Below are 17,916 nucleotides of genomic sequence, written 5' to 3'. Positions count from 1 at the left end.
ACGATACCAGTTCCTATGTTTTGCCGCTACGAAAAAATCGTTTCTGATTAAAAAAATGATTGTGTGTAGAGATGGTACTGGAAACCCTTATGATAGCCATGAAGTTGGTATCCCAATCCTTGAGGCTATTTATGACTATAGTATAGGGCAATATGATAACTGTGCTTCTAAATTGAATAAGACTAAAAATAGATGGGCTTGTATTGGTGGAAGTCATGCACAGAGGGAAATTCTTTATGTCACATTACAAGATGCAATAAATCGAAATCAATGATAAATTTTAAAAATAAAAAATCCATGAAAGAGTCTGCCCTTCTCACTTCACTGATGTTAGTGGGTGTTGCTTTTATTTGGGGAGGAACTTTTATTGCTGGGCGTCATTTATCTGTTAATACACCACCTCTATTATCAGCTTCTATTAGATTTTTAATTGCCAGTGTAACGTTATCTTTTTTTCTACCAAACAAACAAAATAAAAGTTTATTAAATAAAAATACTAAAATAAGAATATTTTTTCTGGGTTTAACGGGAATATTTTTTTATAATATCTGTTTTTTTTATGGCTTTCAATTTATTTCTGCATCAAGAGGTTCTCTAATTGTAGCACTTAATCCTGCTGGAATTGGTTTAGTCTCTTTTATCTTTTTACACGAACAAATAAGACCAATTAAATGGCTAGGAATTATGCTTTCTTTGATCGGTGTCTTTATTATAGTCATCAGCAAAGATCCGACAGCATTAAGTATGGATGTAAATACATGGAAAGGAGACTTATTTCTTCTGGGATGCGTTGCGTGCTGGGTAACTTATAGCGTGGCTTCTAAGCGTGTAATCTCAGAAATCGGAACTATTCATTCAGTATTTTATTCTTTAGTAGTAGGTACTATTTTGTTGGGCGTGACTGCGTTAAGTACAAATCAAGCAAATCTTGTTAATATTTTAGAACTGAGCTATTCTCAATGGTTTAGTCTTTTATTTCTTGGAGTATTTGGTTCTGCCTTAGCTTATGTTTGGTACTACAAAGGAATAGAGAAAATTGGTGCAACTCAAGCAGGTGTTTATATTGCTTTAGTACCTGTATTTGGCATTATTTTAGGAATGTTACTCTTGAAAGAACCTATAACTTTGCCGATGATAATAGGTGGAATAATAGTGATTTTGGGTATCTATTTTTGTAACTGGAGTAAGTATTAGAACGTTATTAAGTTAAAGAAAAATAACAAAAATTGTCAGTGCAATAACATTAAGTAATTTATATTCTATTAGATCAGTGAGATCGCCGATCTTTTGGGTTGGGTTAAGGAACGCAAAGCAACTATGAGAAATGATAACCTCATTGTCGAGTTACTACAATCATTAATCCAATCTACAGATCGGCGATCAAGAAAAATTCTGGATAGGACTATTTCAATAACTCGATTTCCCCTGGTCGCCAAGTCTTGTCAAACCAAGGCTCAAGCGGGCCATAAAGCCGAAGAATCGTGTTCCAACCCGTTTCAGGAATCGTCTGTACCCAATTATTCTCCTTGCCAGCAGGCGGTTTCGGCCCGAAATAGATATCCACAGAACCATCGGCATTAACCAAAAGCCCCTTAGTCTGACTACCGACACTGGGAAACTGTTGATCCGTCTGAATCTGCGGTCGCTGATTTTTTAGGGGTATGATAACTGTGTTTTTGGCTAATTGTCAAGTTACGGCGATTGTTTTCCATGGCGAACGCATCTTATTTTTGAAAGGTAGGCTGGATAAGGGTTTCCGAGATCATGATTGATTTTTTATGAAACGCTGAAAGTCTTATCAGATAAGGAGTCTAGAATTTAGATGCGTTTGCCCTGGATTGTTTTCAGCAATTCCAAATTCAAAACTTGATAGCTCTGAAAACCTTACACCAAGAGGACTTTACAATTCTTGACAATTTGGTGAATCGCTGAAACGACGCAAAATCGTTCTGAATTTATTTTTGCTGGATTGTTTTCTTTGATGAAACGAGATCGCCCTCTACTTTCCCATCCCAAGCAATAACGGTTTTAAAGCTTAATCAAGAAGATAACTGCGATCTGACTATGAAGAGACGCGATCATATTTCAATCCCATTGACCCAAATTTCATACTCACTTATATCAACTTCATCATTCCAAATAATTCCGCTACCTGATGAATCGAGTTGAAAGTTTTTAAAGAAAGCATAGTTTTTAAGGGGAGAAAACATCGTTTTTTCCAGTAGCTTTTTACAGTCATATTTTCTAGATTGATGATTGGAAAAATGCACCAATAAAGTACAATTTTCAATAATTCTAGCTGATGTTATTTTAGGGTAAAGCATTGTTTTATTTCAAAGGTGGTAATTTTTTAAATTCTTGAGTATTCTACATTTTCAATAATTCTGATTGATAGATTTTCGCCCATTTTACAACCATTTTTGTGGCTCTGTTAGGCAAGTCTCCTTCAATAATTTCTAAGGTTTCCAGATTAATGAGGGCGTTAAGTGATCATGCAAAATTAATTACATACTCAGTCCCGAAGCCTTCAAGCACTTTTGTGAGGTAATTGCGTAAACTCTTTTTGCTTTCATACGCACTTACTTCTACCCATTCATATTTTATGAATTTCCATAGTATTTCAATTAAATTTAACTTTGGTGAATAAGCTGGCAACCAAAATATTTCTAGATTTTTCTTTTTCCACTCTTCTATTTTTTCCATTATTTTGTCACTTGTGAGTATTGTTGCTTGATCCATCAACAATACTGTTTTCTTCTCTATCTTTTCACTAAATTTATCAATAAAACTAATTAGGGCTTGCTGAAAAAGTCAAAAAACGAAAGAAATGTGGGTTAGGGAAGTATGGACTGAAAAAGCATAGATAACTTATCCTTATGGAAACAAATCAAAATACAGATTTTGTTTAATCTATTGTTCCTTTCTGTCTAAAAAGGTCAACACAAATCACTCCTCACAAAAGAGAGGAAAATTAACACCATTTTTCACAAGAAAAACGACTCTACAACTTTTTACTTTTTGTTTTCTTTTTTGTCTTCTGAAGTAGAGTAGAAAGATTCATTACCAAAAAGTTCATCGCAATTACCGTTTCCGAGGTCTCAGGTAGTTTGGCCATCACTCGACCAAGACTAAATTTCCTCTTTCCCTGTCCGAATTTACCCTCAATGGCATTACGCACTCTTTCATCTGAGCGTGCCTCTTTCTTTTTTTCTTTGCTCACCTCTTTCGGCGGTCTTCCCAATCGGGGACCACTCATTCTTATATCCCTTTCTTTACAATAAGCTCGATTCGCTTTTGTTCGATAGATTTTATCCACATGAACCGATTCCGGATAACATCCTGTTTCCCTTTTATATTCTTCTATTCGCGCTTGTAAATCTCCCGATTCGTTGTAATTATCCCAACTTAATTTGTCTAAGAAGACAAAGCCATTCACATTACTTGCCGATATTTTAGCTCCAAACTCTACTGCTTTTCCCGCTTTTCCACGCACTATTGGACGCACGTGAGGTTGGCTTACACTCACAATTCTGTTTTCTACTTTATTTGTCTTTTTTTCATACATTTCTAACTGTTGCTCATACACTTTTCCTATCGTTACAAGCTCTTCTTGCTCTTTTTTCGTTAGTTTTTCTAACTTTGCTCCCTCTTCTATCATTTTTTCTATATGAGACAAGTTTCTTTTTATATATCCTAGTTGTTTTTTTGTTCCTTTTCTTCTTTCGTAAATAGGGCTTGCTGAAAAAGTCAAAAAACGAAAGAAATGTGGGTTAGGGAAGTATGGACTGAAAAAGCATAGATAACTTATCCTTATGGAAACAAATCAAAATACAGATTTTGTTTAATCTATTGTTCCTTTCTGTCTAAAAAGGTCAACACAAATCACTCCTCACAAAAGAGAGGAAAATTAACACCATTTTTCACAAGAAAAACGACTCTACAACTTTTTACTTTTTGTCTTCTGAAGTAGAGTAGAAAGATTCATTACCAAAAAGTTCATCGCAATTACCGTTTCCGAGGTCTCAGGTAGTTTGGCCATCACTCGACCAAGACTAAATTTCCTCTTTCCCTGTCCGAATTTACCCTCAATGGCATTACGCACTCTTTCATCTGAGCGTGCCTCTTTCTTTTTTTCTTTGCTCACCTCTTTCGGCGGTCTTCCCAATCGGGGACCACTCATTCTTATATCCCTTTCTTTACAATAAGCTCGATTCGCTTTTGTTCGATAGATTTTATCCACATGAACCGATTCCGGATAACATCCTGTTTCCCTTTTATATTCTTCTATTCGCGCTTGTAAATCTCCCGATTCGTTGTAATTATCCCAACTTAATTTGTCTAAGAAGACAAAGCCATTCACATTACTTGCCGATATTTTAGCTCCAAACTCTACTGCTTTTCCCGCTTTTCCACGCACTATTGGACGCACGTGAGGTTGGCTTACACTCACAATTCTGTTTTCTACTTTATTTGTCTTTTTTTCATACATTTCTAACTGTTGCTCATACACTTTTCCTATCGTTACAAGCTCTTCTTGCTCTTTTTTCGTTAGTTTTTCTAACTTTGCTCCCTCTTCTATCATTTTTTCTATATGAGACAAGTTTCTTTTTATATATCCTAGTTGTTTTTTTGTTCCTTTTCTTCTTTCTTTTTTTGACACACGACGTTTTTTTGCTATGGCTAAGTACTCTTTTCTTGCCACTTCCCTATAAGTCCTCGGCTTTTCTTTCCTTTTCTCTTTTATTTCTTCATACAGCTTATCTATTATTTTTTCTGTTTTTTCTCTGGCATCATTCAATATTCCTATATCCGTTGGATATTTTATATCTGCTGGTGTACAAGTCGCATCTAACAATAACTTTCCTTCATTTTCTTTTTTTTCTGACGCTACACCCGTCGCTTTTTTTTCTATTTCTTTATTAATTTTATTTATTAATTCCATTCCTATTTTTTTACGAAAATGAACCATCATTGACGCATTAAATGCTTCTTTGCTACTATAGCTTTCCATTCCTATAAAGTACTGTAAATAAGGGTTCTCTTTTATTTGTTCTACTGTTTCTCTGTCACTTTTTCCTGAAATTTCTTTGATAATTAATGCTCCTAATGCCATTCTAAATGATTTGGCTGGGGCTCCTTTTTTTTCTGTGAAGTTTTTTGCATATTCTTCCTCATATTCTTCCCAAAGAATCATTTTTGACATTTCTATCCAACGATTTTCTTCGTCTAACTGCCCGCCGAACAGATTTTTCAAGTTTTCTGGTGTTTCAATTGAGTACTGTTGCTTTCGGTACATCTGCTTTCTCTCTTCTTAATGCAATGGTTTTGAGGCATTCTACCCTATTTTCGTGCATTCTAGCGGTTCTTAATTCGCCTACTATTTTTCTCCGTAAAGGTTTCAGCTTTTTTCAGCAAGCCCTAAATAGGAACAGCGATGACGAAGGACTTGTGGTACATTGTCAGAATTCCAACTCGCACCAGTAATTTTAAGACGATGACCAATTTGTTGTAATTAGTCACAGCAATAAGTGGGGCTTAATTCTCATTAAGCCCCAAAAATACTAGAGAGGAAGAAAGTCATCAATGGAAGGAGGAGAAAGACCAGAGGAAGATAAAATAAGAGATAACTGTTCGACCGCACTTTTACCTTGAAGTCTCATGGTTTCAAGAAAACTAAACATCATGGCAACAAGTTGTCCGCCCCAATGACTTCTAGCACCGCCACTAACCTTACGATGAATAACAACAGGACGCAAGGCTCTCTCGGCATCATTGTTATCAGGTTTAACTTCAGGAAAAGTAAGAAAAGTAAACCAATCATGCCAATAACGTCGAAAGCGATTAGATAACAATTGGGAATCACTTGCCCATCCCGTGGGCGGCGGATTATCCAGAACCTCTTGAAGTTGAGCTTCAACTAGGGGTCGCTGTTGTTGTAAAGCTTCTAAGCTCAGTTTGCCTTGATGATAATCTCGATGGGATTGACGAGCTTGCTCTAGAATAGGAAAAACTCTCTGAGCAAAAAGTTTATTTTCAGAAAAGTGGGAAGTTTCCAAGGCCTTCAATTCCCGCCCAATATGAGCCAGACATTTCTGTTTATGCTGGGCATTTTGGCGATGGTAAGCCCCCCAACAGTCCGTACTGAGAAGCCCATGAAAATCTTTACCTAATAGGGAATGAACCTCATCGGAACTCCGGCTGGGAGCCAGAAACAAAACACAAACAGAGGAGGAAGTAGCCACCCACATCCAATAGTTAACCCCATTGACGCGATAGCTGGTTTCGTCCACACAACGGACTCCAGGCTCCTGTATGTAAGTCCACCACTGTTCATAACTAGGATACAAGCTTTCGCAAAACCATCGGTGCATTTTAGCTAAACTCCCTTGAGACAGAGGAATGCCAAAGACCGTTTCTACCAAGTATCGTTGTTTTAGCCAAGTCAAATTTCCCCCATATCCCAGCCATCCCACTAAGCTGGATAAGGTTGCACCGTAGCTAAAATCTTCACGACATCCCAAAGGAAGTGGGGCATAACCTTCCCAATCACATTTTGAGCATTGATACTTTTCCCTAACATATTCCCTTACCTCTACTGGTTTACTGACTAATTCAGCTATTTGATTTTTTTTGATGATAGTCTCCTTTTGCTTTTCCACTGACGCACCACATTTTGGGCATTTTTCCATCCTTAAATCTACTATTTCATCTACCCGACCAAACCCGTTTCTGGTTTTACCCACATGGTCGTACTTTGGACCTCTTTTTTTTCCTTTTTGACCGAAGGTTTTGGCGACTTTCTTTTTGTAACCGTCACTGCTTGGGGGCTGAGAGCTATTTTCACTCGTTCTTTGGTTAAGCTTTTTCAGCTTTTCTTTCAACTTTTCTATCTCTTTCTTTAACTCTACCAATTCTTTTCTCAGCTTTTCGTTCTCTTCTTTTTCTTTCTGATAATCTTCATACCAATCTTTTGCCACTTCTTTTTGCCATGGCATTTTCACTTCTTCTTGGTTTAAGTCTGGAACTGGGTCTAGTTTTTTCATAGTCTCCCTATTCTAACCTATCTCTTTAACCGCCTTTCCTTTCTTCATTATTCTTTACTTTTTTCATTTGCTTCTCATTCTCAATAATTTCCTTCTTTATTGCGGTGACTAATTACCTTCTTTCTTTTTTTGACACACGACGTTTTTTTGCTATGGCTAAGTACTCTTTTCTTGCCACTTCCCTATAAGTCCTCGGCTTTTCTTTCCTTTTCTCTTTTATTTCTTCATACAGCTTATCTATTATTTTTTCTGTTTTTTCTCTGGCATCATTCAATATTCCTATATCCGTTGGATATTTTATATCTGCTGGTGTACAAGTCGCATCTAACAATAACTTTCCTTCATTTTCTTTTTTTTTCTGACGCTACACCCGTCGCTTTTTTTTCTATTTCTTTATTAATTTTATTTATTAATTCCATTCCTATTTTTTTACGAAAATGAACCATCATTGACGCATTAAATGCTTCTTTGCTACTATAGCTTTCCATTCCTATAAAGTACTGTAAATAAGGGTTCTCTTTTATTTGTTCTACTGTTTCTCTGTCACTTTTTCCTGAAATTTCTTTGATAATTAATGCTCCTAATGCCATTCTAAATGATTTGGCTGGGGCTCCTTTTTTTTCTGTGAAGTTTTTTGCATATTCTTCCTCATATTCTTCCCAAAGAATCATTTTTGACATTTCTATCCAACGATTTTCTTCGTCTAACTGCCCGCCGAACAGATTTTTCAAGTTTTCTGGTGTTTCAATTGAGTACTGTTGCTTTCGGTACATCTGCTTTCTCTCTTCTTAATGCAATGGTTTTGAGGCATTCTACCCTATTTTCGTGCATTCTAGCGGTTCTTAATTCGCCTACTATTTTTCTCCGTAAAGGTTTCAGCTTTTTTCAGCAAGCCCTAATTATCATTTCACTGTTAATATTTTTTTCATGCTGCTCATAATATAACTCATTTCTTACGTTCATTACACCTATTACATTAATTCTTTTTTCTTCTACATCTTTTAATATTACTGGCTCATCTTTTTCTTGCCACCCATAAGGAATACAGGCTCTCATTCCCCAGCCTGCTTCATCAAAGTATCTCAGATCAATTTCTCCTTTTTCATCTTGTTCTTTTAGCTCTTTTATTTTAGGTAATTTCACCTCTAACTCCCATGCCGCAGCACTTTTGCTCAGACCCCTCTTCATTCTTTTCCATCTCATATCAAACTTTTTTATAGTTCTTTTAATTGTATCTTTACTGATTTTATAGTCCCATTCTTTCTCTATTTTAATTTGGACATTCTTTAGATTTTTAGGATCCTCTTTTACCCACTCTTTTACTTGTTTTTCTTGTTCTTTTGTTAACTTTGGCTTTCTGCCTCGACCCGCACGCTCATACCGCCCTAACAATTTATTTTCTTCCCAAGAACTAAACCAATTGTAAATTGTCTTTCTTGTTACTTCAAATATTTTCATTAGCTCTTTTATTGGCGTTCCTTTTAAGCTCAATAGAAGGCACTTTGCACGTTGTCTTGTTTGATGATGCTTACTTTGCTTGTAAATGCGTTCTAGTATTTTCTTTGTGTCCCAACTTAAATCATAAATAAACTTCATAGTCATCTCCTTGGGTACATCCCGGATAAAGTAGTACATAGAATCTGGGGTAAAATGGAAAAAAACTGATGAGCGAAAAAAGTATGTTACCGATTCCCCCAGAAGAAAAAGCACTGTTAAAACAGCATCTCACCGAATCAGCCCGTATCCTGCGCAAATATACGGAACCAGAGAAACAGAAGGACTTTGGAAGCATCGAAGTAGAAGTCAGAACCCAGATGTTAGAAATTGTGGGGCCAACAATGGGGGAGTTTTTTTTTCAGAAGGGGGAAAAAAACGGTCTGGAAACAAGCGAAAAATCAAAACCCTAGTCGGAGAAGTGGAAATAAGCCAAAAACAAGCCAGAAAACTAAAGGTGTCGCCAAAAATCGTCTTAAGTCCAGGTTTAGAGAAATGCTGTCTAAGAGCCAGTGCGAAAACATCCTACCAACAAGCAGAAGAAGATATAGAGGAGTTGATGGGGATAAAAGTAGGACATAGCAGTTTACATCGCTTGGTAGAACGGACAGAACTGCCCTTAGCTCAAGCTCAGTCAGAGAGTGCGGGGGTCAGTATAGATGGGGGAAAGATTTGTCTGCGGGGCGAGGAGAAGGAAGGGGGACAGTGGCGAGATTATAAACTGGTGAGTCTTCATGGCAATGTCTGTGAAGCCTTTTTCCAAGACCCAGAGGGCTTAAAGAATTGGAGCAATGTTCAACCTTTGTCCCCAATAGTGACCTTTTTGGGAGATGGTCATCCCGGAATCTGGAATGCGGTAGAGAGTTTCGCCACTCAATCGTGGCTGATACGACGAGAGGTGTTGGATTGGTATCATCTCAAGGAGAATCTGTTCAAAGTGGGTGGCTCTCTCAAACGGCTAGAAGCAGTGGAGCATTTACTGTGGCGGGGTTTTGTGAACAAGGCAATAGATGCGTTTGATGGAGTCAAAAGCAAGAGGGCAAAGAATTTTCAAGCCTATTTGACGAAGCATTATCAGCGTATCCCTGATTACCAATACTATCAACAGCTTGGTATTGTGATTGGTTCTGGTGATGTGGAGTCTAAGATTAAACAGGTGGGAGCTAGGGTTAAATTGTCGGGAGCACGTTGGCATCTTCATAATGTTTCTCGTATTCTTCGGCTACGATGTGCTTATCTCAATCACTCTCCTCTTTTGAGTGTCAATGTATTATCTTAAGTGGGATGCACCCCATCTCCTTTTTGATTTTTTATATGGTATCATTACTTTTGATTTAGGCTATTATAGCACTTGTCTGTATAGGTAATTAATTTTGCATGACTACTTATTTTAATGAATTATCTGCGATGCCAAAGGTCCGCTTCGCGCACGCTGTTTAAGTTCTAAAAATGGAAGGCGATCGCTTTCTGTCTCTAAATTAAGAAAAGTTAATAGCCTTGAGGTTGAAAGTTTTCAGGAGTATCGAGTTCAAATACTTCGTCGTGAATGCGAGCGACATAGAATCCTGCTTCTAGCGTTTTTTGGCGCAAGTCAGAAGACATATCAACGGCGGCTAAAATACCATAGAGTTGTTTATCTTTGTGTTCAGGAAAAAAGATACGAAAACGTTGCAAAATACTTGGCACTGGTATCGTCTAGCTAGAAGCTACAAACGTTGCAATACGAGAGGTTCAAGAAATCAGGCGAATTTGGAGTAAGTCCTCCCAAGTTAACCCTTTTTCAATTATACCGAGAGCTACAGCAGGAACTTCTCTAGTCGTAAAATGGCTGCGAACAAAGTTATGAACCATCCAGAAAATATCTAGGACTCGCTGTAATCCCACAACAGATTTAGCATAAGTATTTGTACGACGACGAAAGGCGGCTAAATAGCGTCGGATAGCACTATTAAATGCCTCAACGTGGTTGGCATGGACGTCCTTTTCTTCTGGTTTTTCTGTTGTCTCTGGATGTTCTGGTTTCGGAGTTTCTACTTTCTTGAGTTTACCCTCAGAATCTCGACGTTTACTACTCTTATTTTTTAGTCTTACCACAAGACCCTTCGGTAATACTTTGGTGGGACGACCTCGCTTTCCAGTCCTTAATACTTCGTGACAAATATTAAATAGCAGTTGACTATATCGCTTTTCTCCATCTGTAAATAACTGGAGAGATTCTGCACTCCTTTCAAATAATTCCGCTACCGTCATCATTGCTTCTAGAAATAATTTCTGCTCTTTTCGACCACATTTTAAATGCCAAATAAAGCGGCTAGCCCTGTCCATGAGCACGATTGTCCACCCCTCAGAGGCACTTGCTTCTTTATTTTTTACAACTTTTGTGTATAGTTCATCCCCTTCTATTACTAATTTAACAAATTCATTCACTAAGGCGTATAAAAATAATGTCTCTTGTAATCCTGATAATTTCTTTTCCCAATTCAATATTGTTGTTTTCGCGTAGCCGAATACTCGGGCTGCTGCATTCAATCCTATTCCTTCCATTCTGGCTTTTAATACTTTTACAATTTCACTTAATGGGGTTTCTAAGCCAGCGATTACGCTACCATAAGTCTCAGCAAAACAAGAACTACATTCTTGACAAATGAACATTTTACGTTCCCCGTTACCTTTCGTTTGATAATGAGAATGTATTTTTACATTTTCACTATAGCAATGAGGACAGTTTTTCTTGAATAAGGCATCCTCTTTCTCTTGGCACAAGCCAACATCATTCAGGATTTTCATAGAGCTTTTCTTTAATATTGACATTGTTTTCTGGTAATTAGTCACCGCAATAAAGAAGGAAATTATTGAGAATGAGAAGCAAATGAAAAAAGTAAAGAATAATGAAGAAAGGAAAGGCGGTTAAAGAGATAGGTTAGAATAGGGAGACTATGAAAAAACTAGACCCAGTTCCAGACTTAAACCAAGAAGAAGTGAAAATGCCATGGCAAAAAGAAGTGGCAAAAGATTGGTATGAAGATTATCAGAAAGAAAAAGAAGAGAACGAAAAGCTGAGAAAAGAATTGGTAGAGTTAAAGAAAGAGATAGAAAAGTTGAAAGAAAAGCTGAAAAAGCTTAACCAAAGAACGAGTGAAAATAGCTCTCAGCCCCCAAGCAGTGACGGTTACAAAAAGAAAGTCGCCAAAACCTTCGGTCAAAAAGGAAAAAAAAGAGGTCCAAAGTACGACCATGTGGGTAAAACCAGAAACGGGTTTGGTCGGGTAGATGAAATAGTAGATTTAAGGATGGAAAAATGCCCAAAATGTGGTGCGTCAGTGGAAAAGCAAAAGGAGACTATCATCAAAAAAAATCAAATAGCTGAATTAGTCAGTAAACCAGTAGAGGTAAGGGAATATGTTAGGGAAAAGTATCAATGCTCAAAATGTGATTGGGAAGGTTATGCCCCACTTCCTTTGGGATGTCGTGAAGATTTTAGCTACGGTGCAACCTTATCCAGCTTAGTGGGATGGCTGGGATATGGGGGAAATTTGACTTGGCTAAAACAACGATACTTGGTAGAAACGGTCTTTGGCATTCCTCTGTCTCAAGGGAGTTTAGCTAAAATGCACCGATGGTTTTGCGAAAGCTTGTATCCTAGTTATGAACAGTGGTGGACTTACATACAGGAGCCTGGAGTCCGTTGTGTGGACGAAACCAGCTATCGCGTCAATGGGGTTAACTATTGGATGTGGGTGGCTACTTCCTCCTCTGTTTGTGTTTTGTTTCTGGCTCCCAGCCGGAGTTCCGATGAGGTTCATTCCCTATTAGGTAAAGATTTTCATGGGCTTCTCAGTACGGACTGTTGGGGGGCTTACCATCGCCAAAATGCCCAGCATAAACAGAAATGTCTGGCTCATATTGGGCGGGAATTGAAGGCCTTGGAAACTTCCCACTTTTCTGAAAATAAACTTTTTGCTCAGAGAGTTTTTCCTATTCTAGAGCAAGCTCGTCAATCCCATCGAGATTATCATCAAGGCAAACTGAGCTTAGAAGCTTTACAACAACAGCGACCCCTAGTTGAAGCTCAACTTCAAGAGGTTCTGGATAATCCGCCGCCCACGGGATGGGCAAGTGATTCCCAATTGTTATCTAATCGCTTTCGACGTTATTGGCATGATTGGTTTACTTTTCTTACTTTTCCTGAAGTTAAACCTGATAACAATGATGCCGAGAGAGCCTTGCGTCCTGTTGTTATTCATCGTAAGGTTAGTGGCGGTGCTAGAAGTCATTGGGGCGGACAACTTGTTGCCATGATGTTTAGTTTTCTTGAAACCATGAGACTTCAAGGTAAAAGTGCGGTCGAACAGTTATCTCTTATTTTATCTTCCTCTGGTCTTTCTCCTCCTTCCATTGATGACTTTCTTCCTCTCTAGTATTTTTGGGGCTTAATGAGAATTAAGCCCCACTTATTGCTGTGACTAATTACGTTTTCTGTTTCCTTTTTCTTTGATATAATGACAATAATAATAGTATAATAAAAACGGGCCGATGTCTAGTCTTAAACTATTTTTCTATTTTCTCAAAGCCTTACACCATAACTTTTTCCAACTTTGATCAGACGATACCAGTTCCAATACTTCGTGACAAATATTAAATAGCAGTTGACTATATCGCTTTTCTCCATCTGTAAATAACTGGAGAGATTCTGCACTCCTTTCAAATAATTCCGTTACCGTCATCATTGCTTCTAGAAATAATTTCTGCTCTTTTCGACCACATTTTAAATGCCAAATAAAGCGGCTAGCCCTGTCCATGAGCACGATTGTCCACCCCTCAGAGGCACTTGCTGGGTGCATCCCACTTAAGATAATACATTGACACTCAAAAGAGGAGAGTGATTGAGATAAGCACATCGTAGCCGAAGAATACGAGAAACATTATGAAGATGCCAACGTGCTCCCGACAATTTAACCCTAGCTCCCACCTGTTTAATCTTAGACTCCACATCACCAGAACCAATCACAATACCAAGCTGTTGATAGTATTGGTAATCAGGGATACGCTGATAATGCTTCGTCAAATAGGCTTGAAAATTCTTTGCCCTCTTGCTTTTGACTCCATCAAACGCATCTATTGCCTTGTTCACAAAACCCCGCCACAGTAAATGCTCCACTGCTTCTAGCCGTTTGAGAGAGCCACCCACTTTGAACAGATTCTCCTTGAGATGATACCAATCCAACACCTCTCGTCGTATCAGCCACGATTGAGTGGCGAAACTCTCTACCGCATTCCAGATTCCGGGATGACCATCTCCCAAAAAGGTCACTATTGGGGACAAAGGTTGAACATTGCTCCAATTCTTTAAGCCCTCTGGGTCTTGGAAAAAGGCTTCACAGACATTGCCATGAAGACTCACCAGTTTATAATCTCGCCACTGTCCCCCTTCCTTCTCCTCGCCCCGCAGACAAATCTTTCCCCCATCTATACTGACCCCCGCACTCTCTGACTGAGCTTGAGCTAAGGGCAGTTCTGTCCGTTCTACCAAGCGATGTAAACTGCTATGTCCTACTTTTATCCCCATCAACTCCTCTATATCTTCTTCTGCTTGTTGGTAGGATGTTTTCGCACTGGCTCTTAGACAGCATTTCTCTAAACCTGGACTTAAGACGATTTTTGGCGACACCTTTAGTTTTCTGGCTTGTTTTTGGCTTATTTCCACTTCTCCGACTAGGGTTTTGATTTTTCGCTTGTTTCCAGACCGTTTTTTTCCCCCTTCTGAAAAAAAAACTCCCCCATTGTTGGCCCCACAATTTCTAACATCTGGGTTCTGACTTCTACTTCGATGCTTCCAAAGTCCTTCTGTTTCTCTGGTTCCGTATATTTGCGCAGGATACGGGCTGATTCGGTGAGATGCTGTTTTAACAGTGCTTTTTCTTCTGGGGGAATCGGTAACATACTTTTTTCGCTCATCAGTTTTTTTCCATTTTACCCCAGATTCTATGTACTACTTTATCCGGGATGTACCCCACTTGCTTCTTTATTTTTTCCAACTTTTGTGTATAGTTCATCCCCTTCTATTACTAATTTAACAAATTCATTAACTAAGGCGTATAAAAATAATGTCTCTTGTAATCTGGACAGTGGGAAGTTCTCGAGGCGTGTAAGTGGAGAAAAGAAAATCGGACATCCGATACAAAAGAGTGCCGTTATGTCCGAAACTGGCTGATATAAGAAAATCGATAGCCAGTGCTATCTATCAATTATGCAACTATGTCAGCGACTAGAGCAAATCCTCAATAATCTCCGTCCAGCCTTTAGCCGAGAAGCAACGTTCCAATGGTTTATCCTGTTAGTCTGGGGAGTAGTGCTCAACAGCCAACCCAGCGCAATAACTAGCTATGTCAATGCCATTGGCTGAACAGAGAGCTACTACAATCAGGCTCTACATTGGTTTGATTCCAAGGCGTTTAGCGTCGAAGGACTAACTTTACAATGGTCAAAGTGGCTAAGTCAGCATGAAAGTCTATACAGAATTAAAGGGAAACGGGTGTATGTGGGTGATGGCATCAAAGTGGGGAAAGAAGGACGCAAGATGCCAGGTGTAAAACGACTACACCAAGAATCGGAAGATGTGTCCAAGCCAGAGTGGATAAGGGGTCATTACTTCAATGCCTTGAGTATTTTGGTGGGAGTAGGGAAAGCCTGCTTTGCCTTGCCCTTAGTGTTGCGGCTAGACGATGGCATCAAGTCCAAAGCAACCGAGAAGGGGGAGGGAAAAGGCAAAAAAAAGGTGAAGACGAGCCTGGTGACAAAAATGGCTGACCTTTGTGTTACTTAGGGCTTGCTGAAAAAGTCAAAAAACGAAAGAAATGTGGGTTAGGGAAGTATGGACTGAAAAAGCATAGATAACTTATCCTTATGGAAACAAATCAAAATACAGATTTTGTTTAATCTATTGTTCCTTTCTGTCTAAAAAGGTCAACACAAATCACTCCTCACAAAAGAGAGGAAAATTAACACCATTTTTCACAAGAAAAACGACTCTACAACTTTTTACTTTTTGTCTTCTGAAGTAGAGTAGAAAGATTCATTACCAAAAAGTTCATCGCAATTACCGTTTCCGAGGTCTCAGGTAGTTTGGCCATCACTCGACCAAGACTAAATTTCCTCTTTCCCTGTCCGAATTTACCCTCAATGGCATTACGCACTCTTTCATCTGAGCGTGCCTCTTTCTTTTTTTCTTTGCTCACCTCTTTCGGCGGTCTTCCCAATCGGGGACCACTCATTCTTATATCCCTTTCTTTACAATAAGCTCGATTCGCTTTTGTTCGATAGATTTTATCCACATGAACCGATTCCGGATAACATCCTGTTTCCCTTTTATATTCTTCTATTCGCGCTTGTAAATCTCCCGATTCGTTGTAATTATCCCAACTTAATTTGTCTAAGAAGACAAAGCCATTCACATTACTTGCCGATATTTTAGCTCCAAACTCTACTGCTTTTCCCGCTTTTCCACGCACTATTGGACGCACGTGAGGTTGGCTTACACTCACAATTCTGTTTTCTACTTTATTTGTCTTTTTTTCATACATTTCTAACTGTTGCTCATACACTTTTCCTATCGTTACAAGCTCTTCTTGCTCTTTTTTCGTTAGTTTTTCTAACTTTGCTCCCTCTTCTATCATTTTTTCTATATGAGACAAGTTTCTTTTTATATATCCTAGTTGTTTTTTTGTTCCTTTTCTTCTTTCTTTTTTTGACACACGACGTTTTTTTGCTATGGCTAAGTACTCTTTTCTTGCCACTTCCCTATAAGTCCTCGGCTTTTCTTTCCTTTTCTCTTTTATTTCTTTTATTTCTTCATATCGCTTATCTATTATTTTTTCTGTTTTTTCTCTGGCATCATTCAATATTCCTATATCCGTTGGATATTTTATATCTGCTGGTGTACAAGTCGCATCTAACAATAACTTTCCTTCATTTTCTTTTTTTTCTGACGCTACACCCGTCGCTTTTTTTTCTATTTCTTTATTAATTTTATTTATTAATTCCATTCCTATTTTTTTACGAAAATGAACCATCATTGACGCATTAAATGCTTCTTTGCTACTATAGCTTTCCATTCCTATAAAGTACTGTAAATAAGGGTTCTCTTTTATTTGTTCTACTGTTTCTCTGTCACTTTTTCCTGAAATTTCTTTGATAATTAATGCTCCTAATGCCATTCTAAATGATTTGGCTGGGGCTCCTTTTTTTTCTGTGAAGTTTTTTGCATATTCTTCCTCATATTCTTCCCAAAGAATCATTTTTGACATTTCTATCCAACGATTTTCTTCGTCTAACTGCCCGCCGAACAGATTTTTCAAGTTTTCTGGTGTTTCAATTGAGTACTGTTGCTTTCGGTACATCTGCTTTCTCTCTTCTTAATGCAATGGTTTTGAGGCATTCTACCCTATTTTCGTGCATTCTAGCGGTTCTTAATTCGCCTACTATTTTTCTCCGTAAAGGTTTCAGCTTTTTTCAGCAAGCCCTACTTACGCAGAGGCAGGGAGTTATGTAATTTTGGATGCTTATTTTGCTTGCGAACCAGTGCTCAAAAGTTTTCGCCAGAACGCCTTGCATCTAATCACAAGAGTGCGTTGCTCCACCGTCGCCTATGCCCCCTTTTGTTCCGTGCCGACGCTGACGGGGAGAGGACGACCACGGATTTGGGGGAGTTCGATAAAACTAGAAAAGCTGTTCGCTCTGGCGGCGGACTTTCCGACAGCTAAAGTCTGGCTCTATGGTCAACAAGTCACGGTTTCTTATCAGTGCTTTGAGTTCCACTGGGATAGTCCCCATCAGCTCGTCAAGTTTGTTCTGACCCAATTGCCTAACGGACGACGACTGATTCTGCTTTCTACTGATCTCTGTTTGACTGGACCTGAGATTATTGCCGCTTACGGTCTCCGATTTAAGATTGAAGTCACTTTTCGTCAATTAGTCCATCTTTTGGGCAGCTTTGCCTATCGTTTTTGGCTTAAGAGTCTTCCTACTTTACCTACCTGGCCCAGCAATCTTATCCTCAGTGACTATCCACAAGCTGTTCAGACTCAGATTTTAAACAAGGTAGAAGCCTTTGAGCGTTTTGTTAACCTTAATGCCATTGCTTTAGGGCTACTTCAAATTCTCGCCTTAGAGTTACCCCAGGGGATTTGGGCTAATTTTCCTCGATGGTTTCGGACATTACCATCCCATGGCTACCCTAGTGAACGGATTGCTCAACTAGCCCTTCAACATCAAGCCCAAATGATTTTTCCTCAAAGTCCACCCAGTCTGCTTTTGCCTAAATTCCTTACCGCTAAACTTGCCTCTTCCCCAAGCCCTGATATGCTTACTTTCGTCGCATAGT

General features: G+C 38.7%; 15 protein-coding genes and 7 pseudogenes. 7 read left to right on the top strand and 15 right to left on the bottom strand.

Features of this window, described 5'->3' with window-relative positions; translation table 11 throughout:
* Positions 1–297: 297 nt before the first annotated feature.
* A complete protein-coding gene (locus KA717_28200; GenBank protein UXE59617.1) occupies positions 298–1,194 on the top strand; it encodes a DMT family transporter in 897 nt (298 codons plus the stop codon).
* 208 nt (positions 1,195–1,402) lie between these two features.
* On the opposite strand, the gene KA717_28195 is transcribed toward KA717_28200, so the two are convergent.
* From KA717_28195 to KA717_28155, 9 genes and pseudogenes are all read right to left on the bottom strand, one after another.
* Positions 1,403–1,636 (bottom strand): DUF1214 domain-containing protein, encoded by a 234-nt coding sequence (locus tag KA717_28195; protein ID UXE64800.1) that lies wholly within the window; start codon positions 1,634–1,636, stop codon positions 1,403–1,405.
* A 442-nt stretch (positions 1,637–2,078) separates the two neighbouring features.
* Positions 2,079–2,324, bottom strand: a complete 246-nt coding sequence (locus KA717_28190) for a DUF2442 domain-containing protein (GenBank protein UXE59616.1) — start codon at positions 2,322–2,324, stop codon at positions 2,079–2,081.
* 43 nt (positions 2,325–2,367) lie between these two features.
* On the bottom strand, positions 2,368–2,439 hold the full coding sequence (locus KA717_28185; protein ID UXE64799.1) for a DUF4160 domain-containing protein: 72 nt from the start codon (positions 2,437–2,439) through the stop codon (positions 2,368–2,370).
* Positions 2,440–2,490: 51 nt separating this feature from the next.
* A pseudogene (locus KA717_28180) lies at positions 2,491–2,796 on the bottom strand (transposase).
* 205 nt (positions 2,797–3,001) lie between these two features.
* Positions 3,002–3,724, bottom strand: a pseudogene (locus KA717_28175) (transposase).
* 234 nt (positions 3,725–3,958) lie between these two features.
* Positions 3,959–5,296 (bottom strand): annotated as a pseudogene (locus tag KA717_28170) (IS5 family transposase).
* Between the two features lie 265 nt (positions 5,297–5,561).
* A pseudogene (locus tag KA717_28165) lies at positions 5,562–6,965 on the bottom strand (IS66 family transposase).
* A gap of 193 nt (positions 6,966–7,158) precedes the next feature.
* Positions 7,159–7,816 (bottom strand): annotated as a pseudogene (locus KA717_28160) (transposase).
* A gap of 112 nt (positions 7,817–7,928) precedes the next feature.
* A complete protein-coding gene (locus KA717_28155) occupies positions 7,929–8,645 on the bottom strand; it encodes an IS630 family transposase (GenBank protein UXE59615.1) in 717 nt (238 codons plus the stop codon).
* Positions 8,646–8,707: 62 nt separating this feature from the next.
* Here KA717_28155 and KA717_28150 point away from each other — a divergent pair, with 62 nt between their 5' ends.
* Together KA717_28150 and KA717_28145 are read left to right on the top strand one after the other, a co-directional pair.
* Positions 8,708–8,950, top strand: a complete 243-nt coding sequence (locus KA717_28150) for a hypothetical protein (GenBank protein ID UXE59614.1) — start codon at positions 8,708–8,710, stop codon at positions 8,948–8,950.
* Positions 8,938–9,816: an ISKra4 family transposase gene (locus KA717_28145; protein ID UXE64798.1), complete on the top strand. Its 879-nt coding sequence runs from the start codon at positions 8,938–8,940 to the stop codon at positions 9,814–9,816. Before KA717_28150 ends, KA717_28145 begins: the two co-directional genes overlap by 13 nt.
* A 209-nt stretch (positions 9,817–10,025) precedes the next feature.
* On the opposite strand, the gene KA717_28140 is transcribed toward KA717_28145, so the two are convergent.
* Together KA717_28140 and KA717_28135 are read right to left on the bottom strand one after the other, a co-directional pair.
* Complete coding sequence (locus KA717_28140; GenBank protein UXE59613.1) at positions 10,026–10,223, bottom strand: hypothetical protein; 198 nt, start codon at positions 10,221–10,223, stop codon at positions 10,026–10,028.
* Between the two features lie 45 nt (positions 10,224–10,268).
* Entirely contained in the window at positions 10,269–11,348 is a 1,080-nt protein-coding gene (locus KA717_28135; protein ID UXE59612.1) for an IS1 family transposase, read from the bottom strand.
* A 203-nt stretch (positions 11,349–11,551) separates the two neighbouring features.
* On the opposite strand from KA717_28135, the pseudogene KA717_28130 reads away from it, so the two are divergent.
* Positions 11,552–12,955 (top strand): annotated as a pseudogene (locus KA717_28130) (IS66 family transposase).
* A gap of 138 nt (positions 12,956–13,093) precedes the next feature.
* Here the strand turns inward: KA717_28130 and KA717_28125 are convergent.
* The 3 genes from KA717_28125 to KA717_28115 are packed head-to-tail and all read right to left on the bottom strand — an operon-like array spanning position 13,094 to position 14,492.
* The gene (locus KA717_28125) at positions 13,094–13,378 is read right to left on the bottom strand and encodes a hypothetical protein (protein UXE59611.1); all 285 of its coding nucleotides are present in this window, start codon (positions 13,376–13,378) and stop codon (positions 13,094–13,096) included.
* Between the two features lie 5 nt (positions 13,379–13,383).
* Positions 13,384–14,262, bottom strand: coding sequence for an ISKra4 family transposase (locus tag KA717_28120; GenBank protein ID UXE64797.1), 879 nt, complete (start codon positions 14,260–14,262; stop codon positions 13,384–13,386).
* Entirely contained in the window at positions 14,250–14,492 is a 243-nt protein-coding gene (locus KA717_28115; protein ID UXE59610.1) for a hypothetical protein, read from the bottom strand. The genes KA717_28120 and KA717_28115 overlap by 13 nt, the downstream gene beginning before the upstream one ends.
* A gap of 292 nt (positions 14,493–14,784) precedes the next feature.
* Between KA717_28115 and KA717_28110 the strand changes: the two genes are divergently transcribed.
* Positions 14,785–14,940, top strand: coding sequence for a hypothetical protein (locus KA717_28110; GenBank protein ID UXE59609.1), 156 nt, complete (start codon positions 14,785–14,787; stop codon positions 14,938–14,940).
* Positions 14,941–15,069: 129 nt separating this feature from the next.
* Complete coding sequence (locus tag KA717_28105) at positions 15,070–15,360, top strand: hypothetical protein (GenBank protein UXE59608.1); 291 nt, start codon at positions 15,070–15,072, stop codon at positions 15,358–15,360.
* Positions 15,361–15,586: 226 nt separating this feature from the next.
* Here KA717_28105 and KA717_28100 read toward each other — a convergent pair.
* Positions 15,587–16,933: pseudogene (locus KA717_28100) on the bottom strand (IS5 family transposase).
* Positions 16,934–17,087: 154 nt separating this feature from the next.
* Between KA717_28100 and KA717_28095 the strand changes: the two are divergent.
* Entirely contained in the window at positions 17,088–17,915 is an 828-nt protein-coding gene (locus KA717_28095; protein ID UXE59607.1) for a hypothetical protein, read from the top strand.
* Position 17,916: the final 1 nt, after the last annotated feature.

Origin of the sequence: Woronichinia naegeliana WA131, from assembly GCA_025370055.1 — a bacterium.
In the GTDB taxonomy this organism is placed as follows: Bacteria; Cyanobacteriota; Cyanobacteriia; order Cyanobacteriales; family Microcystaceae; genus Woronichinia; species Woronichinia naegeliana.
The sequence above is the reverse complement of the archived record's forward strand: the minus strand, read 5'-3'. Positions and strand labels throughout refer to the sequence as shown.